The sequence below is a fragment of the Mesorhizobium sp. C432A genome, assembly GCF_030323145.1.
Classification (GTDB): Bacteria; Pseudomonadota; Alphaproteobacteria; order Rhizobiales; family Rhizobiaceae; genus Mesorhizobium.
Window position 1 is genome coordinate 3,539,494 of sequence record NZ_CP100470.1, and the last position, 20,507, is coordinate 3,560,000.

The following is a 20,507-nucleotide window of genomic DNA, read 5'->3' on the forward strand; positions in this document are numbered from 1 at the left end:
GAGATAGGTCCGTTTTTTAAGAGATTGAATCGAATGGGCGGGGCGTGAAAACAAAGCGGAGATCGGCCGCAGCGACGTTCTCGGCCAACCTGCCATCAAGTGCGGCAAGGATGGTCTCGCAGGCGGAAGTGCGATGGTTCAGGACGTCATGGTTCCAGAGACGCAGGATCGAATAGCCTTGCGCGCCCATGAAATCGTCACGGCGACGGTCATAGGAGCTGCCGGCGTGTTGATGGCCGTCGATTTCCACGACAAGCCATTTTTCGCGGCAGGCGAAGTCTGCAAAAAAGGGTCCGATGGAAAACTGGCGGGTGAAGCGATAGCCGCCAAGCTTGCGCGCCTTCAATTCAAGCCATAGCAATGCTTCCGCCTGATTGCCGCCTTGCCTCAGCGTTCGCGCGCGTTGGGTGGTGCCCATCTTGCGGCGACTGCGGGTTTCATGAGCGCCGTCCCCCACTCCGTCGCCGCTTCGCGGCGCCACCTCTCCCCCCTCCGGAGGGAGAGGAAGGGAGCCAGCCCGCATAAATTCGCGCCCTTGCATAGGCTCGCGCCTTTCCTCTCCCCCGTCGATCGGGGGAGAGGTGTCGAGCGAAGCTCGACGGAGTGGGGGTCGATTGTTCATCAACAACATCGATCAAAAATCGGTCGGCGCGCCGCCTTCGGACGTGCGCCTTTCGACGAAGTCGTTGAGCTCTTCGCGAATCGCCGGGTCCATGTAGGGTTCCTCGTAGGATGCCAGCCGCTCCTTCCAGACCTTGTTGGCCTTTTCCAGCGCGGTCGGCGATCCGGCTTCGGCCCAGGTCTCGAAATTGCGCCAGTCGGAGAGGATGGGCGAGTAGAAGGCTGTCTTGTAGCGGTCCTGCGTGTGCTGGGTGCCGAAGAAATGGCCGCCGGGGCCGACCGACTGGATGGCGTCGAAGCCGAGCGCTTCGTCGGACAGGTCGAGCGGGGTGAGGAACTCGGCCACCATCTGCAACAGGTCGATGTCCAGGATGGTCTTCTCGTAGGAACAGCGCAGGCCGCCTTCGAGCCAGCCGGCGCCGTGCATCATCAGATTGCCGCCGCCCTGGATGGCGCCCCACAGCGAGAACACGCTTTCATAGGCTGCCTGCGCGTCGACCGTGTTGGCGGCGCAGGTATTGGAGGTGCGGTAGGGGATCTTGTAACGGCGGGCAAGCTGGCCGCCGACAAGCTGCGCCTTCATATATTCAGGCGTGCCGAAGGCCGGCGAGCCTGACTTCATGTCGACATTCGAGGTGAAGCCGCCATAGCCAACCGGCGCGCCCTTTCTCACCATCTGGGCAAAGGCGATGCCGGACAGCGCCTCGGCATTTTGCTGCACCAGCGCGCCGGCGATGGTCACCGGCGCCATGGCGCCGGACAGGGTGAAGGGCGTGATGACGACGACCTGACCCTTGCTCGACATCTGGATGATGCCTTCCATCATCGGCACATCGAGTTTCAGCGGCGAATTGGTGTTGATGATGGTGAAGACGGACGGCTCTTCGAGCATCTGCTCATGGCTGATGCCGCGGGCGATCCTGGCGATCTCGATGCCGTCGACATTGCGCTCCTTGCCGAGCGAATAGATGTGGAACACCTTGTCGGTCAGCGTGGCGAGGTCGCGGATGCATTCGAGGTGGCGCACGGACGGATGGATGTCGGTCGGCTCGACCGGATAGCCGCCGGTGCAGTTCAGGATGTTGTGCATCTGCGCCAGGCGCAGGAAGTTGCGGTAATCCTGCTGGTTGCCCGGACGGCGGCCGCGATCGAGGTCGGAGCAGTTCGGTGCCGACGCCATCATCGACAGGATCACATTGTTGCCGCCGAAGCGGACATTGTGCGCCGGGTTGCGGGCATGGAGCGTGAATTCCGACGGGCAGTTGGAGATGAGATCGAGGATCATGTCGCTGTCGAAGCGCACGCGCTCGCTGCCCTCGCGGACATCAGCGCCGTTTTCCTTCATGATGCGGCGCGCTCCGTCATGCAGCACGTCGACGCCTATTTCCCTCAAGACGCGCAGCGAGGCAAGGTGGATCGATTCCAGCTCGTCGTCAGAGACCAGCTTGGTCGGCGTTAGCGGATTTCTCAGTTGCCGAAAAGCCGGCTGTTCGAAGGCGGCCGAGCCGCCGGCGCGCTTGCCCGCACGGCCACCGCGACGGGCACGGTCGGTTGCCAAAGACGGTTCGGCTGGATGCAGGGCGGCGGTCATGATGGTCCTCGTACGATGCTGGTAGCGGGCGGCATAATGGACCGGCGGCTGTCCGACCATTGCGGAGGCGGCGACCACTAGGACGAGGGAAGCGACATGCCCGAACGGCAGTCCGATAGCTGACAACCTTGCCGGGGATTGGCGGACAGGACGCGCCCACTGCGGCTCTTGGCGCAAGGGGATTTCAGGCGCGGCCCTTCCTTTCCCTAAATCGAACCGCTAGCTCAGTGGTTTGCCGCTGGATGGGCCGGCAATTCATGTGGAAGGCATCATGGCTGCGACCGGTTCGAGCGATGGCGAAGCGGGGACGCAATGGGCAGCGCTTGCCGGCGTAACTGCCGCCCTCGCGATGTTCGGTGCGGCGCAAGGGCTGAGCTCGCCGCTGTTTACGCTGCTGATGCAGAAGCAAGGCATGTCGCCGGCGCTGATCGGCTTGTCGGCAGCGATGATGCCGCTTGGTCTGATCCTTTCGGCCTCGTTCGTGCCGGCAGCCGTTCGGCTGGTCGGCGCGCGCAACCTGGCTGTGGGTTGCTCATTGATTGGGGCGCTGTGCTTCCTCGGCATCGGCTACCTGCAGGACTGGGTGGGCTGGTTCGTCATCCGCTTCATCATCGGTATCGTCATCAACCCGCTCTATATACTGGGCGAAGTATGGGCGCTGTCGCTGGCGCCGCCGTCGCGCCGCGGCAGGGTGATGGGGGCATTCAACACCGTGCTGGGCGCTGGCTATGCTGCGGGGCCTTTGGTCCTGACCGCGGTAGGGATATCGGGCTGGGTTCCTTTCCTGGTCGGCATGGCCGGCTTCATCCTGTGCGCCGCGATCCTTCGTGCTGTTTCGTCAAGCCTCGCCGGCTTCGAGGATGACGGCCAATTGCCGGGCGGCTTTTTCGGTTTCGCCAGGCTGGCGCCGGCGCTGTTGTTTGCCGTGCTGGTTTCGGCGGCGGTCCAGCAGGGCACCTACGCTTTGATGCCGGTCTTCGGTGCTGCCTATGGCTTGCCCGAAAGGACGCTGGCGGCCCTGGTGATGGCACTGTCGCTGGGAAACATCTTCCTGCAAATCCCGCTCGGCCTGCTGGCCGAGCGTTTCGGCGGGCGGGCGATGATCATCTTCTGTGCGTTGGCGACAACGGCCTGCGCGGTTTTGCTGCCGTTGCTGATCACGACGCCGGCGATCTGGCTCGTCCTTCTCGTCATGGGCGCGGTCGGCTATGGCGTCTACACCATGGCGCTGGTGGAGCTCGGCAGCCGCTTCAGGGGAACCGTGCTGGTCGCCGGCAACGCCGCCTTCGCATTGATGTGGGGCGCCGGCGGCATTGTCGGCCCGCCTGGCGCCGGTGCCTTGATGCAGACCATCGGTCCGCTCGGTCTGCCGGTGGTGATCGCCGGCCTCGACGCGCTGCTGGTGAGCTTCGCGCTCTATCGATCGTTCAAGCGCCAAAACTCCTGACGGCCCAAAACTCCTGATAGGCCAAAACTCCTGACAGGCCCAAAAACTCCTGACAGGCCTTGTCTGGAGCAAACGGTTTTTCCCGGGGCGGGGCTTACCCGTGTCGGACAGAAAAGCTAGTCCTGAACCTGGTTTAGGTCCCAATGATGAACCTGGCGGAAGCTGACAACGAGAAGATGCAGTGGGCGGCGATCAGCGGCGTGATCGCGACCGTCTCGGTGTTCGCCATCGCGCAAGGCCTGTCCTATCCGCTGCTGAGCTTCATCCTGCAACGCCAAGGCGTTTCGCCGGCCATCATCGGGCTCTCGGCGGCAATGACGCCGATCGGCTTCATTGTCTCGTCGCCGCTGATCCCGGCACTGGCGCGCCGGTTCGGGGCAGGGCGCACCGCGCTTACCTGCGCGGCGCTTTCGGCTATTGCGCTTGCGCTGATCGGCTGGACGCAGAATGTCTATCTGTGGTTTCCGCTGCGCTTCTTGATCGGGGTGGTGACCAATCCGCTCTATGTCTTGAGCGAAATCTGGGTCATTGCACTGGCGCCGCCATCGCGCCGCGGTCGCGTCATGGGTGTCTATTCAACCATCATCTCGGCCGGCTTCGCTGCCGGGCCGCTCTGCCTGCTCGCTGTCGGCACCGTGGGATGGCCGCCATTCCTGGTGGGGATCGCCGCCTTCATCTTCTGCGGCGCCTGCCTGGGGCTGGTGCTGCCGCGACTGCCGAAGGTCGACGAAGCCGGGCGCAGGGTTTCGGTCATGGGCTTCGTGCCACTGGCATGGCTATTGCTGTCGGCGGTGGTCGTTGCCGCCGGTTTCGAACAGGGCGTGCTGGCGCTGCTGCCGGTCTACGGCACGCATTATGGCATCGCGGAAGCGCGCATGTCGGCGGGGTGATGATCGCAGGTAATATCGCCATGCAGATGCCGCTCGGCTTGCTGGCGGAACGGCTGACGGCGCGGCTGGTGCGATTCGTCTGCGTCGTGGTGACTGTGCTGGGCTGCGTGCTGCTGCCGCTGCTGATCGAGACGCCGTTGATCTGGCCTTGCGTCTTTATCTGGGGCGCGGTCTCCTATGGCATCTACACCTTGTCGATCATCGAGCTCGGCGAGCGCTTTGCCGGCTCGGCGCTGGTCGCCGGCAATGCCGCCTTCTCCCTGATGTGGGGCGTCGGCGGCATCGTGGTGCCGCCGCTGGCGGGTGGCGTCATGGATGTGATCGGCGCCTCCGGCCTGCCGATCACGCTGGGCACGATTTGTCTGGCACTGGCTGTGGCCACGGTCCTGCGCCGGCGGATGGTTTGAGGCCGCATTCCCCCGATGACCTGACGTACCATCTTGAATAAAACCGCTTGCAACGCGATGTAGGCAGGGCTGCCCGCCACTAGCCTGGAGACCATGCGTGACCCAATCGACGACAAAACGCCAGACGGATGCCACCGTGGAGGACAAGTTCCTCTGGTTGGAGGACCGGACCAGCAAGGAATCGCTCGACTGGGTGCATCGCCAGAACGAGATCACCGTGGCCGAACTACAGGGCGATCCGTCCTACCAGGCGGCCTTCGAGACGGCGCTCGACCTGATGACGGCCGAGGACAACATTGCGGTCGGTGCCGCGCTCAACGGTCAAGTCTATAATTTCTGGCAGGACAAGACCAATGTGCTCGGCCTATGGCGCCGCACGACGGTCGCTTCGTACAAGACCGAGAAGCCTGTGTGGGAGACGATCATCGACTTCGACGCACTGTCGGCCAAGGAGGGCGTGAAATGGGTGTTCAGCGGCGCCAGCCGCCTTTACCCCGACTTCAACCTTTGCCTGGTGGCGATGTCGCCGGATGGCGGCGATGCCAGCGAGATGCGCGAATTCGACATCGAGACCAAATCATTCATCGAGGGCGGCTTCCGCGCTCCGGCCTCGAAATCCGGTTTTTCCTGGCTGGACAAGGACACGGTCATTGTCTCGGCTGCCTTCGATGAAGACGACAAGACCCAGTCCGGCTATCCGCGCGTCGTCAAGCTGTGGAAGCGCGGTACCCGGTTGGAGGAGGCGACGCCGATCTTCGAGGCCGAGAAGCAGGATCTCGCGGCCGGCGCGGGGGTCGAGCATGATGGCGACAGGCAGTATTTGTTTCTGGCCCGCACGATCGCCTTCTTCTCCTCGCACAGTTTTCTGCGCCTGCCGTCGGGCGAAAACCGGCGCATCCCGCTGCCGGACGATGTCACCGACACCGCGCTGTTCAAGGGCAGGTTCGTGTTCGGGGTGCGCAGCCCATGGACGGCGCCGGGCGGCACTGAGTGCTTGCCGGACGGCCTCTATTCCTTCGATTTCGAACACTGGATGGACACCGGCGACCTGGGCCCTGTTGAAACCATGCTCGCGCCAGCGCACCGTGTTTCGGTCGCCGGCATTGCCCGCACTCAGGACCGGCTGTTCATCAATCTGATGGACAATGTGCGCGGCAAGGTCGTTGTCGCCGAGCGCAGCGGCGACCGCTGGTCGCTGAAGCCGGTGGCGCTGCCCGAGAACGGCAATGTCGGCATCGCGCATGCCGAGCATTTCGGTTCCAGCGTCTCCTTCTCCTTCACCGATTTCCTGACGCCGAGTTCGATCATCTGGTCGGACGATGACGGGGTGACGCTGGCCACCGTGAAATCGCAGCCGGCGCGGTTCGACGCCGCGCCGCTGGTCTCGGAACAGTTCGAGGCGCGCTCGAAGGACGGCACCATGATCCCGTATTTCGTCGTCAGGCGGCGCGACCAGAAGGGTCCGGTACCGACGCTGCTCTACGGCTATGGCGGCTTCGAAATACCGCTGCTGCCCGGCTATGCCGGCGTGCGCGGCAGGCTGTGGCTGGAGAAGGGCAATGCCTATGTGCAGGCCTGCATTCGCGGCGGCGGCGAGTTTGGGCCGGCCTGGCATCAGGCGGCGCTGAAGGGCAATCGCCAGACTGCCTTCGACGATTTCGCCGCGGTGGCGCAGGACGTCGTCAGGCGCGGCATAGCCACGGCTGCTTCCCTCGGCATCCAGGGCGGCTCGAATGGCGGCCTGCTTACCGGCGTTTCCCTGACGCAGCATCCCGAACTGTTCGGCGCCGTCATCATCGAGGTGCCGCTGCTCGACATGCTGCGCTACACCGAACTGCCGCCAGGCGCCTCGTGGATCGGCGAATATGGCGATCCGGCAAAACCGGAAGAAGCCAAGTGGCTCGCCGCCTATTCGCCGTACCATCATGTCTCGGCCGATGCCGTCTATCCCCCGGTGCTGCTCACGACATCGACCGCCGACGACCGCGTCCATCCCGGCCACGCCCGCAAGATGGCGGCGAAGCTGCAGGAGGCAGGTCACGGCAAGACGTTGTTCTTCGAGGAGACGGAAGGCGGCCATGGCGGTCGCGGCGACCGCCGGCCGCAAGCGGCGCAAACCGCCATGAAATACGTGTTCCTGCAAAGGGTATTGAGCGGCACCGCTTGAATTCCGGGCCTCGGGCGGCATAGACTGCCGCCATGGTCTACATGAGCACATCCGGCGCCTTCGGGGTCGCGGTGACACCGTCGCCGCGCACGCTGCGCGCCGAACTGCTCAGGCTGTGCGCCCGCATCGGCTATTCGCCGCCCGCCGTCCTCTGACGAAGTCGCCCCGGCAGCTTGCCGGTTTCATTCCAGAGGAAAGAGCAAACCCATGACTTACCAGAATTATTCGCTGAAGCAGCTTCAGCAGATTGACGCCGCGCATCATCTGCATCCCTTCACCGACCACAAGGAATTGCGCGAGACCGGCTCGCGCATCATCACCCACGCCAACGGCCCGTTCATCTACGATGCCGACGGCACCGAAATACTCGACGGCATGGCCGGGCTGTGGTGCGTCAATGTCGGCTATGGCCGCGACGAGCTGGCCGACGCCGCTTACGCGCAGATGAAGGAATTGCCCTACTATAATTCCTTCTTCAAATGCTCGACGCCGACGCCCGTGCTGCTGTCGAAGAAGCTGGCCGAGCTGGCGCCCAAGGGCATCGCCCAGGTGTTTTACGGCTCCTCCGGCTCGGAGGCCAACGACACGGCGCTGCGGCTCGTGCGCCACTATTGGGTGCTGGAAGGCAAACCGGAGAAGAACCGCATCATCTCGCGCAAGTCGGCCTATCACGGCTCGACCGTCGCCGGCACGTCGCTCGGCGGCATGGATTTGATGCACAAGCAGCTCGGCGGGGCGGTTCCCAACATCGTCCATGTGATGATGCCCTATGCCTATGAGTTGGCGCTGCCTGGCGAAAGCGACCATGATTTCGGCCTGCGCGCGGCCAAGGCGGTCGAGGATGCCATTCTGGAGGCCGGCGCCGACAAGGTGGCTGCCTTCATCGGCGAGCCGGTGATGGGAGCGGGCGGGGTGAAAATACCGCCGATGAGCTATTGGCCGGAAGTGCAGCGCATCTGCCGCAAATACGATGTGCTTTTGATGCTGGACGAGGTCATCACCGGCTATGGCCGCACCGGCGAATGGTTTGCGGCGCAGACCTTCGGCATCGAGCCCGACACCATCACCACGGCCAAGGCACTGACCTCGGGCTATCAGCCGCTGTCGGCGCTGCTGGTCGGCGACCGTATCGCGGCGACGCTGGTCGAAAAGGGCGGCGAATTCTACCACGGCTATACCTATTCGGGTCACCCGGTGGCCTGCGCGGTGGCGCTGAAGAATCTCGAGATCATGGAGCGAGAAGGCCTGGTCGACAGGGTCAGGAACGACACTGGACCTTACTTCGCCCAGGCGCTGCAGGAGCGCATTGCCGGCCACGAACTGGTCGGCGAGGTGCGATCGATCGGGCTGATGGGCGCGGTCGAGATCGTCAAGGACAAGGCGACCAAGGAGCGCTTCCTGCCGGCGGGCAGTGCCGCCGTCACCGTCCGCGACCACGCCATCGCGCAAGGCCTGATGCTGCGCGCCACCGGCGACACGATGATCCTGTCGCCGCCGCTGATCTGGACCCGCGCGACGATCGACATGGCTTGCGATCGCATCGCCAAAGCGCTGGATCTGGCGCAAGCGGATTTGCGCAAGAAGTAGATGGAACGACAGCCGGACGCCTTGCAATCAGGGCGCCCGGACTGTGCGCCTGCTTATCGTCAGGGTCGAAGGGGTCAGCGCACCGATCGTGCTGGTCAATGAAGACCATCAGGCAATTCCGAACGCTGCAATCGGAATATAATTCAGATCGAACAGTATAGGACTGCAAAACGCAAAAACCGCGCTCCATCGGAACGCGGCTTTGCCAGATACGCATGGCATTTCGCCAACAATACACTTGCGAAACTTACGGGCTCCGGTACGCGAGACCTGATCCGGAGCGCCGGGCGGATGCGATATGTCCGCCTCGCCATCCGTTATATAGGCACATCGTTACCGCCGGGTTATCGAGAGCTTAAGCAAATCTAAATTTGCAATTTTTCCGCGCAATAAAAATCGAGAAAAGCGCTGCCAAATTCGAAACTTATAGAGAACTGCCGCGAAGGAAATTTATGATGCCGGAAAAATCCGATCCGCCATTTCCCTGGGCGTTGAACAGCGCATAAAGCTGGGCCGCTTCGGCCCCCATTGGCGTCACCGCGCCGGCGCTTTGGGCCGCCTCCTGCGCCAGTTTCAGGTCCTTCAGCATGAGTGCTGCGGCAAAGCCCGGTTTGTAGTCGCGGTTGGCGGGTGAGGCCGGCACGGGACCCGGCACCGGGCAATAGGTGGTCAGCGACCAGCACTGGCCCGACGAAGTCGAGGCAACGTCGAACAGGGCCTGATGCGAGAGGCCGAGCTTTTCGGCCAGCACGAAGGCCTCTGCGACGCCGATCATCGAAATGCCGAGCATCATGTTGTTGCAGATTTTGGCTGCCTGACCGGCGCCGTCGTCACCGCAATGGACGATGCGGCCTGCCATCGGCTTCAGGACCGGTTCGGCCTTGGCGAAGGCATCCTTGGCGCCGCCGGCCATGAAGGTCAGCGTTCCCGCAGCAGCACCGCCGGTGCCGCCGGAGACGGGGGCGTCGATCGAATGCAGCCCGTGCTTCCTTGCTACGGCATGCGCCTTGCGGGCCGACTCGACATCGATGGTCGAGGAATCAATGAACAGGGCGCCTGGTTTGGCCTTGGGTGCGATGTCCTCGTAGACCGAGAGCACGTGCTTGCCGGCGGGAAGCATGGTGATCACGACATCGACGTCCTTCACCGCCGCCACGGCATTCGCCATGACAATGACGCCATGCTCGCGGGCGACGGTGAGGTTTTCCGGCATCAGGTCAAAGCCGTGCACCGCGTGCCCCGCCTTGACGAGATTGGCAGCCATCGGGTTGCCCATATTCCCCAAGCCGATGAAGGCGATCGTCGTCATTGTTCTCTCCTGGTCTTGCTGGCTTCAGCGTCCGATCAACGCCCGCGCGATAATCACGCGCATAATCTCGTTGGTGCCTTCGAGGATCTGGTGGACGCGCAGGTCGCGCACCAGTTTTTCGATGCCGTAATCATGGAGATAGCCGTAGCCGCCATGCAGCTGCAGCGCCTCGTTGGCGACGTTGAAGCCGATGTCGGTGACGAAGCGCTTGGCCATGGCCGACCATTTGCCGGCGTCCGGCGCCTTGCGGTCTAGCTTCGAGGCGGCAGCATAGAGGAAAATGCGTGCCGCCTGCAGTTCGGTTTCCATGTCGGCCAGCCGGAACTGCAGCGCCTGGAACTGGTTGATCTTCGAGCCGAAGGCTTTGCGTTCGCCCGTATAGGCCAAAGCCTTGTCGAGCGCCGATTGCGCGCCGCCGAGCGAGCATGCCGCAATGTTGAGGCGGCCGCCGTCAAGGCCGGCCATGGCGATGCCGAAACCTGCGCCTTCCCCCGACAGCAGGTTTGCAGCCGGCACCTTGCAGTCCTCGAAGATCACCTGGCGGGTCGACTGCATGTGCCAGCCCATCTTGTGCTCGTTGGCGCCGAAGGAGAGGCCGGGCGCATCCTTCGGCACGACGAAGGTGGAAATGCCCTTCGGCCCGTCGGCGCCGGTGCGCGCCATGACGACATAGAGGTCGCTGTCGCCGGCCCCGGAGATGAACTGCTTGGCGCCGTTAAGCACATAGTCGACGCCGCTCTTCACCGCGCGCGTCTTCAGCGCCGCGGCATCCGAGCCTGAGCCCGGCTCGGTCAGGCAGTAGCTCGCCAGCCATTCCATCGAGGTCAGCTTCGGCAGGAAGCGTTGGCGCTGCTCGTCGTCGCCGAAGCGGTCGATCATCGACGCCGCCATATTGTGGATCGAGATGAAGGAGGAAAACGCCGGATCGGCGTGCGACAGTGCCTCGAAGATCAGCACGGCGTCGAGCCGGCCGAGCGCCGAGCCGCCGACATCGTCCCTGACATAGATGCCGCCGAGGCCGAGCGGGCCGGTCTCGCGGATTACATCGGCGGGAAAGTGTCTTGCCCGGTCCCATTCGAGCGCATTGGGCGCAACGCGATCGGCGGCGAAGGCCTGTGCCATCTCCTGGATGGCGCGCTGTTCCTCGTTGAGCTCGAACTGGCTGGTGCTCGCATCGACCGCGGCGTCCATGGCGTGCTCCCTGTGTTCCCCAGCTGGGGTTGGCTTGCTGGCCTGTTGTTTTTGGCTTTGCGCGCCGCTCAATCTAGACCAATGATGCCGCCGCGCAACCCGGCTCGCCGCGCAGCCGCTGTGCATGAATGGATCAACGGAGCATTGCGTGCCGACATATTTCGACGAATTGCTCGACCGCTTCCATGCCTATCTCCGGGGCGTGGACAACGCGCTGGTGCGGGACGCCGTGACCCGGATCGGCTGGAATATGACGGCGCGCGTGCTCGAAGTGCATCCGCTGCCTTGCCTTGGTCTGCTCGACCGCATTGTCGAACTGGCGCCGCCGGACCCGCAGCCTCTGGTGCAACTGCTGGCGGAGCGTCGTGACGATCTGTGCTGGGGCAGACCTACAACGCGAGCGATTTTGGTGAAGCCTTCTTGCAAAAATACGGCTGGCTGGAGGTGTTTGGCACGCGCGGCCATTTCGCCAATGAAGAGGTCGCGGCCGGATTGCTGATCCTGGGACCCGGCATCACCTATCCCGACCATCATCACATTGCCGAGGAGATCTACATTCCGCTGACCGGCGGCACCGAATGGCGCATGGGCGAGGGCGGCTTTCACATCCGCCAGGCGGGCGAAATTATCCATCACGCCTCCAATGTCAGCCATGCCATGCGCACCGGCAGCGAACCGTTGCTGGCGCTCTACATCTGGCGCGGCGGGCCGCTGTCGCAGAAGTCGACCGTTTCCGGCGCGCAGGGCAGGGGCTGAGCATGGCCAAGGCGATCATGCTGCAAGGCACGGGTTCGGATGTCGGCAAGACGGTGCTGGTGGCGGGGCTCTGCCGCGCGGCCAGGAATCGCGGGCTGAAAGTCAGGCCGTTCAAGCCGCAGAACATGTCGAACAATGCCGCCGTCGCCGACATTCCGGGCGACAACCGCCCCGGCGGCGGCGAGATTGGCCGTGGGCAATGGCTGCAAGCGCTGGCGTGTGGTGTTCAGCCGACCGTGCATATGAATCCGGTGCTGCTCAAACCCCAGAGCGATATCGGTTCGCAGGTGATCGTGCAGGGCAAGGTGTTCGGCGAGGCGCGAGCGCGCGACTACCAGACAATGAAAGCGGGGCTGATGGACGCCGTGCTGGAGTCCTGGACGAAGGTCGGTGAGGGCGCCGATCTGGTCGTCGTCGAGGGCGCCGGATCGCCGGCCGAAATCAACCTGCGCAGCCGCGACATCGCCAATATGGGCTTTGCCACGCGCGCCGACGTGCCGGTCATCCTGGTCGGCGACATCGACCGCGGTGGCGTCATCGCTTCGGTCGCCGGCACGCATCTGATCCTGCCGGAGGAAGACAGGCGCATGATCGTCGGCTACCTCATCAATAAGTTCCGCGGCGATGTCTCGCTGTTCGACGACGGCATCCGGTCGATCGAAAGCTTCACCGGCTGGCGCTGCTTTGGCGTCGTGCCGTGGCTGAAGGCGGCGGCGCGATTGCCTTCGGAGGATTCGGTCGTGCTCGAACGCCTGGCATCGGGCGAGAAGCGGGCGTTGAAGGTCGCCGTGCCGATGCTTGGCCGCATCGCCAATTTCGACGACCTCGACCCGCTCAAGGCCGAGCCGCAGGTCGAAGTGGTGTTCGTGCCGCCAGGGCAGCGCTTGCCGGAGGATGCCGGCCTGGTGGTCATTCCCGGTTCCAAATCGACGATCGGGGATCTCATGAAATTCCGCGAGAATGGCTGGGATCGCGATCTCCTCGCGCACCGCAAACGCGGCGGCCATATTGTCGGCATTTGCGGCGGTTTCCAGATGCTCGGCCGGCTGGTGCGCGATCCCGATGGCATCGAGGGCAGCGTCACCGAGGCGGAAGGTCTTGGTCTGCTCGACATCGAGACGGTGATGGAACCGGAAAAGACGGTGCGCAATGTCAGCGCGCGCTCGGTGCCGTTCGGCTTGGCGCTCGAGGGCTACGAAATCCATCTCGGCCGCACCACCGGGCCGGACATGGCGCGGCCGTCGGCTGTGATCAACGGCATCGACGACGGTGCCATTTCCGCCGATGGCAAGGTTTTTGGCAGCTATCTGCACGGCCTGTTTTCCGCCGACGCTTTCCGGGCGAGATTCCTGGAAAGCCTCGGCGTGAAAGGCGGCGGCGTCGACTATCGGGCGGACGTGGAAAACGCTCTGGACGAGATCGCAGCCGAACTGGAGCGCCATCTCGATTGCAATGCGATTTTTGGGTTAGCGAGGTAGGGCCGCCCATCGTTTCGTCATCCTCGGGTCTGCGCGTCCGCTTTGCTTCATGGTCATCCTTCCGCGCGGAAGAGCCTAACAGACCATGCATCCAAAGCAAAAGCGCCCGGCTTTGACCGGGCGCTTCGAATGCAGAAGTCGCGGGTGCCTAGGCGCCGCGCATCAGGCAGGCGGCGGCAAGCACGATGTATGCGATGAGGACAATCCACACCGCAGCCAGAGGAATGAACGCAAGAACGCCAAGCGCGGCGAGCACGCCGATGATGGCGATAACTAGGGATATGATGAAAACAAGCTGAGTGGGTGCACTAAGATTCATGTGTGGTCCCTCCAACATGATTCGTACAACGGCACTCTATCAGGCGTGAGGCTTATACACCAATCAGCTGGCGCAATGGGTTCGCCGGGTCGGCCAGCAGCTTCACCGCCAGCGACAGGCAGATGATCACCAGCAGCGGCTTGATCAGCCGGGCGCCGATGCGGATGGCAAGGCTGGCGCCGAGCCGGGCGCCGAGGAACTGGGCGACGCCCATCATCAGCCCGATCTTCCAGTAGACGACGCCGGCGACGGCAAAGACGATGAAGCCGCCAATGTTGGAGGCGAAATTGAGCAGCTTGGTGTGTGCCGTCGCCTTGAGCACGCCGAAGCCGGCAAGGCTGACGAAGGCCAGCATATAGAAGGAGCCGGCTCCCGGCCCGAACAGCCCGTCATAGAAGCCGACCAAAGGGGCGATGACCAGCCCGAACAGGAAGTGCGACAGGCGCTCGGCGCGGTCGACATCGTTCATGTTGGGTTTCACGGCGAAGTAGATCGCGATGGCGATCAAAAGCAGCGGCAGCAGCGCTCGCAGGAGATCACCCGGCACGAATGCCGCCAGCAAGGCGCCGACGGCACTGCCGGCAAGGGCCAGAAGCGCCGATGGCAGCTGTCGGCGCAGATCGACATGGCCATTCATGGCGTAGTGGATGGTCGCCGAAGCGGTGCCGAAAATGCCCTGCAGCTTGTTGGTTCCAAGTGCTGCGACCGGCGGGAAGCCGGCAAGCAGCAGGGCCGGGATGGTGATCAGCCCGCCGCCGCCGGCTATCGAATCGACAAAGCCGGCTGCAAAAGCGGCCAAGGCAAGCATGATGACGGTCTGGGTGGCGAGGTCGAGCATCGGGATTTTCTGAACATTCCGGCGGGAAAGGTGGTGCCGCGCCTTCTCATGGCCATCCGGTTTGCGCAAGGCCGATTCCGCGCTACGTCCATCCAAGCGCGTTGCGCTTGGATTTCCTGTGGTGCATGTCATTATCTCAGTACCGCTGCGCAGTTTTGGGTCATGTGCGCTGGGCGGGCTCGGGAAAGGGACACTGTTGGCGATGGCATTGCTCGACCAGATACGCTCGATCTTCGATGGTGACCCCGGCGTGCGCAAGGTTGCCGACGACCCTGTGCTGTCGGCGGAGCTCTTGATGCTGTTTCGCATGATCCTGGCCGACGGCTCGGTTTCGGAGAGCGAGATGGTCGCCTTCCGGCGCATCTGCAAGGACGCCTTCGGCATCCCGGAAACCAGCATCGACGCGGTCATCGAATATCTCAATGATTTCGGCTACGAGACCAACGGTTCGCAAGCCATTGCGCTGTTCCGCGATCTCGATGTCGAACGGCGCAAGTTGCTGGCGCTCCACATGGCGGAGATCGCCAAAGCCGATTCCAAACTGGCCGAGAGCGAAGTGCGGCTGTTGCGCCGCACGCTCGATTTGCTCGACATCAGCCCGGTCGATGTGGTGAAGCCGGAGGAGTGAGGCAGACCAGGGGCAACGGCCGCCCAGCCGGGTCCCCGCTGCTTCGCAGCGTCCCAGCGTTTGTGACCTTTCATCGTGCCACTGGCACGATGAATTCGCTGCGCGAACCGGTCACTTACCCCTGTTCCTGCATACGGTGAGCGATCGCCCGATGCAGATCGGGCGCAGCCGCGACCAGCGCCCTGGCCGCCTCCGACTGCGGATGATCGAGCACGTCACCGGTCTTGCCGCGCTCGACGATCCTGCCGTCATGCATGACCAGCACCTCATCGGTGATGGCGCGGGCGACGGTCAAATCGTGGGTGATGAAGAGATAGCCGATGCCGAGCTTCTGGTTGAGCTCTGCGAACAGGTCGAGGATCTGGGCGCGGATCGAGACGTCGAGCGCCGAGACCGGCTCGTCGGCGACGACCAGCTTCGGCCTAGTGATGATGGCGCGGGCGATCGACAGGCGCTGGCGCTGGCCGCCGGAAAACTCATGCGGATATTTGTCCATGTCGCTGGTGCCGAGGCCGACCTCGTGCAGCGCATGCGCCACCATCTCGCGCCGCTCAGCCGGTGTCGGCTTCGTCTCCAGTACATGCAGCGGCTCGGCGACCAGTTTTACGACCTTCTGGCGCGGGTCGAAAGAGCCGTAGGGATCCTGGAACACGACCTGCATGTCGCGCCGCGCGGCTTTGAGCTCCGCCTCGCTTTTGCCGGTTATGGTCTCGCCGCGAAAGCGGATCGTTCCCGATGTCGATTTGTCGAGCGCCAGGATCATGCGGGCAAGCGTTGACTTGCCGCAGCCGGAGCGGCCGACCAGCGCCACCGATTGGCCCGGCGCCAGCGACAAGGACACGTCGTCGACGGCGCGGATCGGAGCCGCTGACTTGAACAGGGAGGTGCGCCGGCCCGGATAGTCCCGTGTCACGCCTTCGACCTCAAGCAGCGGTTTGCCCTGGCCGGCGGCGTGAACCTTGGCGCGCGCGGGCACGTGCATGGAGGCCAGCGCCAGCTGGCGCGTGTAGGGATGCAGCTGTTCCGACAGCGTGCGTGCGGTGTCGCCGGCTTCCATCACCTCGCCATGGCGCAGAATGGTGATGCGGTCGGCCATTTCGGTGACGACCGCGAGATCGTGCGAGATCAACAGCAGGCCCATTCGGTTTTCGCTGACAAGGCCGCGCAAGAGGTCGAGGATCTGCGCCTGCAGCACCACGTCGAGCGCCGTGGTCGGCTCGTCGGCGATGAGCAGCTTGGGTTTCAATGCGCAGGCAATGGCGATGACGACGCGCTGGCGCTGGCCGCCCGACAGTTCGTGCGGATAGCGCGACAGCGGGAATTTGGCCTCCGGCAGGCCAACGCGGTCGAGCATTTTGCGCGCGCGGTCTTCGGCGTCGGCACGGCTTGCCCTAGTGTGCCAGCGTATGCCTTCGGCGACCTGCTCGCCGATGGTCTTGACGGGGTTGAGCGCCGTCATCGGCTCCTGGAACACCATGCCGATGTCGTCGCCGCGCAGCGCGCACATCTGGTCCTCGGTTGCGGCCAGAATATCGATGCCGTCGAAGGTCACGCGGCCGGTGGCGCGCGCCGCATGCGGCAGAAGCTGCATGATGGTCAGCGCCGTCATCGATTTGCCGGAACCGGATTCACCGACCAGGCCCATCACCTCGCCGGGCGCGACGGAGAGCTCGACCCCTTTCAGGATCGGCGTGTCGCCGACGGCCAGCGACAGGTTCTCGATCTGCAGCAGGCTCATCGCTGCCGCCGCGATTTCGGGTCGAGTATGTCGGCGATGCCGTCGCCGAGCAGATTGAGCCCAAGCACGGTGACGACAATGGCCATGCCGGGGAAGATGGCCATCCACGGCGCCACCACCATGCGCGTCTGAGCGTCGAACAGCATGCGGCCCCAGCTCGGCATTGGCGGCTGGGCGCCGAGGCCGACATAGGAGAGGCCGGCTTCGGCCAAAATGCCAAGCGCGAACTGGATGGTGCCTTGCACCAGAAGCAGCGTGGCGATGTTGGGCAGCACGTGCTCGGTTGTAATCTGCGCTTTGCTCTTGCCGGCGGCGCGGGCGGCGAGGATGAATTCGCGCGGCCAGATCGCCAGCGCGCCGGCGCGGGCGACGCGCGCAAACACCGGGATGTTGAAGATGCCGATGGCGATGATGGCGTTGATTGCGCCCGGTCCGAAGATGGCGGTGATCATGATCGCCGACAGCAGCGCCGGGAAGGCGAAGACGAGGTCGGTCAGCCGCATCAGCGCCTCGTCGACCAACCCGCCGCGCGCCGCGGCGAAGGCGCCGAGCGGCACGCCGACGCCCATGCCGATGCCGACCGCGACCAGCGCCACGGCAATCGAGTTGCGGGCGCCGACCATGATCATCGACAGGATGTCGCGGCCGAAATGATCGGTGCCGAACCAGTGCGCCGCAGAGGGCGCCAGCGTCTTGTCCGAGATCACCAGTTTGGTCACGTCGTAGGGCGTCCAGACGTAGGAGATGACCGCTATTGCAGCCACCAGCACCGTGATGGCGAAGCCGATGAGGAAGGAGCGGTTGCGGAAGGCCTTGGCCAGAATGCTGCCCAACGTCTCCTGCGGGATGTCGATGTGCAGCGTCATTGCCGGCCTCGAAGGCGCGGATCGACGATGGCGTAGGAGACGTCGACGACGAGGTTGACCGCAATGACGGCGACGACCAGCAGCATGACGATGCTTTCGACGACGATCAGGTCGCGCTGAGTGATCGCCTGGAACACCAGCCGTCCGAGGCCGGGGAGATAAAAGACGTTCTCGATGATGATGGTGCCGGCGAGCAGGAAGGCGAATTGCAGGCCCAGAATGGTCAGAACCGGGATCATCGCGTTGCGCAGCGCGTGCCGCCACAGCACGGCGCGATAGGGCAGGCCCTTGGCGCGGGCGGTGCGGATATAGTCCTCGTTCAGCACCTCGATCAGCGCCGAGCGGGCAACGCGCGCCAGGATCGCCGCCTGCGGCAGAGCGAGGGCGATGGCCGGCAGCAGCAGCGATTTCAGCGCCGGCCAGGCGCCGGCGCTCCAGCCGGGAAAGCCGCCGGCCGGCACCAGCCGCAGCCAGACGGCAAAGAGGTAGATCAGCATCAGCGCGAACCAGAAGTTCGGGATGGCGACGCCGAGCTGGGCGGCGCCCATGGCGATCGTATCACCGGCCCGCCCGCGCCGGCTGGCGGAATAGAGCCCGACCGGGATGGCAATGATGGTGGACAGCGCCAGCGCGATCAGCGCCAGCGGCAGGGAAACCGCCATGCGCTCGCGGACAATGTCGATGACCGGCACTGAATAAGTGTAGGAGCGGCCGAAATCGAGGCTGAGCAGACCGCCGACCCAGTGGAGGTAGCGCAGGAGAAGCGGCGCGTTGAGGCCCATCTGGTTGCGCAGGAGTTCGACCTGCTCGGCGCTGGCGTTGAGGCCAAGCATCAGCCGCGCCGGATCGCCGGGCAGGATTTCGAGCACGGCGAAGACGACCATCGAGGCCAGGATCAAGGTTGCGATGGCGATTGCGAGGCGTTTGAGGAGGTAGGCGGTCATGGTGGAGGGGCGCCCGGTGCGGCTGCGCCTTGAAAGTCGAGTTCCCGCCCACCCCCCTCTGTCCTGCCGGACATCTCCCCCGCAAGGGGGGAGATCAGCAGGTTCTGTGTCGTCGACCAGCGTTCAACGTTCGCGATAGGCGAAAGCGGAGATGATAGCCCGATCTCCCCCCTTGCGGGGGAGATGCCCGGCAGGGCAGAGGGGGGTGTGACGGAGCGCAAACGCCGCCCTTTGGCCCGCCGCCTCAATCCGTCCACTTCACCTTGGTCAGATCATTCGCCTGGATCGGCGCATTCTCCCACAGGCCCTGCAGCTTGACGTCCCAGACGCCGACCTTCGGCAGTTCATAGAGGAACCCCACCACGGCGTCGTCGGCCAGGATCTTCTGTGCTTCGCCGAGCAGCGTGTTGCGCTTGGCGTCGTCGGAGGTGAGGTTCAGCTCGGCGATGATCTTGTCGAAGGCGGGGTTGTCGTAGTTGAAGTAGTAGTCCTTGCGCGAGTAGATATCGATGTCGTTGGGCTCGGTGTGGGAGACGATGGTCAGGTCGTAATCCTTCTTGGTGAACACCTGATCCAGCCACTGCGCCCATTCGACTGGAATGATTTCCAGGTCGATGCCGACATCGCGCAGCTGCGAGGCGATGATCTCGCCGCCAAGCCGTGCATAGGAAGGCGGCGGCAGCTTCAGCGTCGCCTTAATGCCGTTTTCGAAGCCGGCTTGCTTCAGCAGCTCCTTGGCCTTGTCGACATTGTGCGGGTACAGGCCGGTGAGGTCGACATAGGCCTTGCTGGCGGGCGACATGTGCGAGCCGATCGGCACGCCGAGGCCGGCCGAGGCGCCGTCGATGATCGCCTTGCGGTCGAGCGCGAAGGCAATTGCCTGCCGCACCTCGAGCTTGTCGAAAGGCGGCTTCTTGTTGTTGATCGCCAGAATGGTCTCGCCCTCAGTCGAGCCGATCACCACCTTGAAGCGCGGATCGTCCTTGACCTGCGCGACGCTGTCGGGATCGAAGAAAGGGAAAGCCTGGATGTCGCCGGAGAGCAGCGCCGGCACGGCGGCGGCGGCGTCGGGAACGATGCGGAACTCGGCCTTGTCGAGGAACACCGGGGCGCCCCAGTAAGTGTCCGATTTCACCAGCGTGATCGACGAGCCCTTGGCCCAGCTCTGGAATTTGAACGGGCCGGTGCCGATGGGCTTTTCCTTGTTGGTGTCGGCGCTCTCGGGCGCCACGATCACCGCGTCGCCCCAGCCCAGATTGTAGAGGAACGACCCCTGCGGGTTCTTCAGCGTCACCTTGACCGTCGTCGGATCGACGACTTCGACCGTATCGATGGAGGCGAACAGGGCTTTTTGCGCGTTGACCGAATTGTCGGCGCGGGCGCGGTCGAGCGAGAACTTCACGTCGCCGGCGTCGAAATCGCTGCCGTCATGGAATTTGACGCCGGTGTGCAGCTTGAAGGTGTAGACCTTGCCATCGTCGGAAATGGCCCAGCTCTCGGCAAGGTCGGGCAGCACTTCGCCATTCGGACCGATGCGGGTCAGGCCCTCGAAGACGTTGGCGTAGAGCACTTCGTCGATCGCCGCGGCAGCACCGGCGGTCGGATCGAGATGTGGCGGCTCGAGCGTAATGCCGATCACCAGGTCGGTGCGTGCGGCAAATGCCTGACTGCCGGCCAGTGCCAGCACCGCGGCGGCAAGAATGGTTTTCCACAATTTCATCGTGCAACTC

At 63.9% G+C, this 20,507-nt stretch carries 16 protein-coding genes and 2 pseudogenes; 8 read left to right on the plus strand and 10 right to left on the minus strand.

Annotation, left to right across the window (positions count from 1 at the left end; all coding sequences use genetic code 11):
* Nucleotides 1-16: 16 nt before the first annotated feature.
* Together NLY33_RS17085 and NLY33_RS17090 are read right to left on the minus strand one after the other, a co-directional pair.
* The gene (locus NLY33_RS17085; RefSeq protein WP_023707856.1) at nucleotides 17-481 is read right to left on the minus strand and encodes an endonuclease domain-containing protein; all 465 of its coding nucleotides are present in this window, start codon (nucleotides 479-481) and stop codon (nucleotides 17-19) included.
* Nucleotides 482-634: 153 nt separating this feature from the next.
* Nucleotides 635-2,212: a trimethylamine methyltransferase family protein gene (locus NLY33_RS17090; protein ID WP_023706074.1), complete on the minus strand. Its 1,578-nt coding sequence runs from the start codon at nucleotides 2,210-2,212 to the stop codon at nucleotides 635-637.
* Between the two features lie 271 nt (nucleotides 2,213-2,483).
* Here NLY33_RS17090 and NLY33_RS17095 point away from each other — a divergent pair, with 271 nt between their 5' ends.
* From NLY33_RS17095 to NLY33_RS17115, 5 genes and pseudogenes are all read left to right on the plus strand, one after another.
* A complete protein-coding gene (locus NLY33_RS17095) occupies nucleotides 2,484-3,659 on the plus strand; it encodes an MFS transporter (RefSeq protein ID WP_023706073.1) in 1,176 nt (391 codons plus the stop codon).
* Between the two features lie 176 nt (nucleotides 3,660-3,835).
* Nucleotides 3,836-4,956, plus strand: a pseudogene (locus tag NLY33_RS17100) (MFS transporter).
* A 97-nt stretch (nucleotides 4,957-5,053) separates the two neighbouring features.
* Nucleotides 5,054-7,123 carry a prolyl oligopeptidase family serine peptidase gene (locus NLY33_RS17105; protein ID WP_023706072.1) on the plus strand — a complete coding sequence of 690 codons (2,070 nt, stop codon included), beginning with the start codon at nucleotides 5,054-5,056 and terminating at the stop codon, nucleotides 7,121-7,123.
* A gap of 32 nt (nucleotides 7,124-7,155) precedes the next feature.
* Nucleotides 7,156-7,278 carry a hypothetical protein gene (locus NLY33_RS17110; protein ID WP_023670422.1) on the plus strand — a complete coding sequence of 41 codons (123 nt, stop codon included), beginning with the start codon at nucleotides 7,156-7,158 and terminating at the stop codon, nucleotides 7,276-7,278.
* 52 nt (nucleotides 7,279-7,330) lie between these two features.
* Nucleotides 7,331-8,710, plus strand: coding sequence for an aspartate aminotransferase family protein (locus NLY33_RS17115; protein ID WP_023706071.1), 1,380 nt, complete (start codon nucleotides 7,331-7,333; stop codon nucleotides 8,708-8,710).
* Nucleotides 8,711-9,134: 424 nt separating this feature from the next.
* On the opposite strand, the gene mmsB is transcribed toward NLY33_RS17115, so the two are convergent.
* Together mmsB and NLY33_RS17125 are read right to left on the minus strand one after the other, a co-directional pair.
* The gene (gene mmsB / locus NLY33_RS17120; RefSeq protein WP_023706070.1) at nucleotides 9,135-10,019 is read right to left on the minus strand and encodes a 3-hydroxyisobutyrate dehydrogenase; all 885 of its coding nucleotides are present in this window, start codon (nucleotides 10,017-10,019) and stop codon (nucleotides 9,135-9,137) included.
* Nucleotides 10,020-10,043: 24 nt separating this feature from the next.
* Nucleotides 10,044-11,210, minus strand: a complete 1,167-nt coding sequence (locus tag NLY33_RS17125) for an isobutyryl-CoA dehydrogenase (RefSeq protein ID WP_023706069.1) — start codon at nucleotides 11,208-11,210, stop codon at nucleotides 10,044-10,046.
* 148 nt (nucleotides 11,211-11,358) lie between these two features.
* Between NLY33_RS17125 and NLY33_RS17130 the strand changes: the two are divergent.
* Together NLY33_RS17130 and NLY33_RS17135 are read left to right on the plus strand one after the other, a co-directional pair.
* A pseudogene (locus NLY33_RS17130) lies at nucleotides 11,359-11,966 on the plus strand (dimethylsulfonioproprionate lyase family protein).
* A 2-nt stretch (nucleotides 11,967-11,968) separates the two neighbouring features.
* Nucleotides 11,969-13,444, plus strand: a complete 1,476-nt coding sequence (locus NLY33_RS17135) for a cobyric acid synthase (RefSeq protein WP_286438807.1) — start codon at nucleotides 11,969-11,971, stop codon at nucleotides 13,442-13,444.
* A gap of 148 nt (nucleotides 13,445-13,592) precedes the next feature.
* Here NLY33_RS17135 and NLY33_RS17140 read toward each other — a convergent pair whose 3' ends face one another.
* Together NLY33_RS17140 and NLY33_RS17145 are read right to left on the minus strand one after the other, a co-directional pair.
* Nucleotides 13,593-13,763 carry a hypothetical protein gene (locus NLY33_RS17140; protein WP_023670429.1) on the minus strand — a complete coding sequence of 57 codons (171 nt, stop codon included), beginning with the start codon at nucleotides 13,761-13,763 and terminating at the stop codon, nucleotides 13,593-13,595.
* A 52-nt stretch (nucleotides 13,764-13,815) separates the two neighbouring features.
* Nucleotides 13,816-14,601: a TSUP family transporter gene (locus NLY33_RS17145; RefSeq protein ID WP_023707858.1), complete on the minus strand. Its 786-nt coding sequence runs from the start codon at nucleotides 14,599-14,601 to the stop codon at nucleotides 13,816-13,818.
* A gap of 196 nt (nucleotides 14,602-14,797) precedes the next feature.
* Here NLY33_RS17145 and NLY33_RS17150 point away from each other — a divergent pair, with 196 nt between their 5' ends.
* Nucleotides 14,798-15,229 (plus strand): TerB family tellurite resistance protein, encoded by a 432-nt coding sequence (locus tag NLY33_RS17150; protein WP_023688142.1) that lies wholly within the window; start codon nucleotides 14,798-14,800, stop codon nucleotides 15,227-15,229.
* 115 nt (nucleotides 15,230-15,344) lie between these two features.
* Here NLY33_RS17150 and NLY33_RS17155 read toward each other — a convergent pair whose 3' ends face one another.
* From NLY33_RS17155 to NLY33_RS17170, 4 genes are all read right to left on the minus strand, one after another.
* Complete coding sequence (locus tag NLY33_RS17155; RefSeq protein ID WP_023670432.1) at nucleotides 15,345-16,967, minus strand: ABC transporter ATP-binding protein; 1,623 nt, start codon at nucleotides 16,965-16,967, stop codon at nucleotides 15,345-15,347.
* Nucleotides 16,964-17,833: an ABC transporter permease gene (locus tag NLY33_RS17160; RefSeq protein WP_023706066.1), complete on the minus strand. Its 870-nt coding sequence runs from the start codon at nucleotides 17,831-17,833 to the stop codon at nucleotides 16,964-16,966. Before NLY33_RS17160 ends, NLY33_RS17155 begins: the two co-directional genes overlap by 4 nt.
* Nucleotides 17,830-18,777, minus strand: a complete 948-nt coding sequence (locus NLY33_RS17165) for an ABC transporter permease (RefSeq protein WP_023707859.1) — start codon at nucleotides 18,775-18,777, stop codon at nucleotides 17,830-17,832. The genes NLY33_RS17160 and NLY33_RS17165 overlap by 4 nt, the downstream gene beginning before the upstream one ends.
* Nucleotides 18,778-19,021: 244 nt before the next feature.
* Nucleotides 19,022-20,497 carry an ABC transporter substrate-binding protein gene (locus tag NLY33_RS17170; RefSeq protein ID WP_023706065.1) on the minus strand — a complete coding sequence of 492 codons (1,476 nt, stop codon included), beginning with the start codon at nucleotides 20,495-20,497 and terminating at the stop codon, nucleotides 19,022-19,024.
* Between the last annotated feature and the right edge of the window lie 10 nt (nucleotides 20,498-20,507).

Bases quoted from the DNA above. Each gene is read 5' to 3' on its own strand.
- mmsB (WP_023706070.1), bottom strand. From the start codon at position 10,019: ATGACGACGATCGCCTTCATCGGCTTGGGGAATATGGGCAACCCGATG.
- NLY33_RS17165 (WP_023707859.1), bottom strand. From the start codon at position 18,777: ATGACCGCCTACCTCCTCAAACGCCTCGCAATCGCCATCGCAACCTTG.
- NLY33_RS17160 (WP_023706066.1), bottom strand. From the start codon at position 17,833: ATGACGCTGCACATCGACATCCCGCAGGAGACGTTGGGCAGCATTCTG.
- NLY33_RS17155 (WP_023670432.1), bottom strand. From the start codon at position 16,967: ATGAGCCTGCTGCAGATCGAGAACCTGTCGCTGGCCGTCGGCGACACG.
- NLY33_RS17125 (WP_023706069.1), bottom strand. From the start codon at position 11,210: ATGGACGCCGCGGTCGATGCGAGCACCAGCCAGTTCGAGCTCAACGAG.
- NLY33_RS17135 (WP_286438807.1), top strand. From the start codon at position 11,969: ATGGCCAAGGCGATCATGCTGCAAGGCACGGGTTCGGATGTCGGCAAG.
- NLY33_RS17090 (WP_023706074.1), bottom strand. From the start codon at position 2,212: ATGACCGCCGCCCTGCATCCAGCCGAACCGTCTTTGGCAACCGACCGT.
- NLY33_RS17115 (WP_023706071.1), top strand. From the start codon at position 7,331: ATGACTTACCAGAATTATTCGCTGAAGCAGCTTCAGCAGATTGACGCC.
- NLY33_RS17140 (WP_023670429.1), bottom strand. From the start codon at position 13,763: ATGAATCTTAGTGCACCCACTCAGCTTGTTTTCATCATATCCCTAGTT.
- NLY33_RS17145 (WP_023707858.1), bottom strand. From the start codon at position 14,601: ATGCTCGACCTCGCCACCCAGACCGTCATCATGCTTGCCTTGGCCGCT.
- NLY33_RS17110 (WP_023670422.1), top strand. From the start codon at position 7,156: ATGGTCTACATGAGCACATCCGGCGCCTTCGGGGTCGCGGTGACACCG.
- NLY33_RS17170 (WP_023706065.1), bottom strand. From the start codon at position 20,497: ATGAAATTGTGGAAAACCATTCTTGCCGCCGCGGTGCTGGCACTGGCC.
- NLY33_RS17095 (WP_023706073.1), top strand. From the start codon at position 2,484: ATGGCTGCGACCGGTTCGAGCGATGGCGAAGCGGGGACGCAATGGGCA.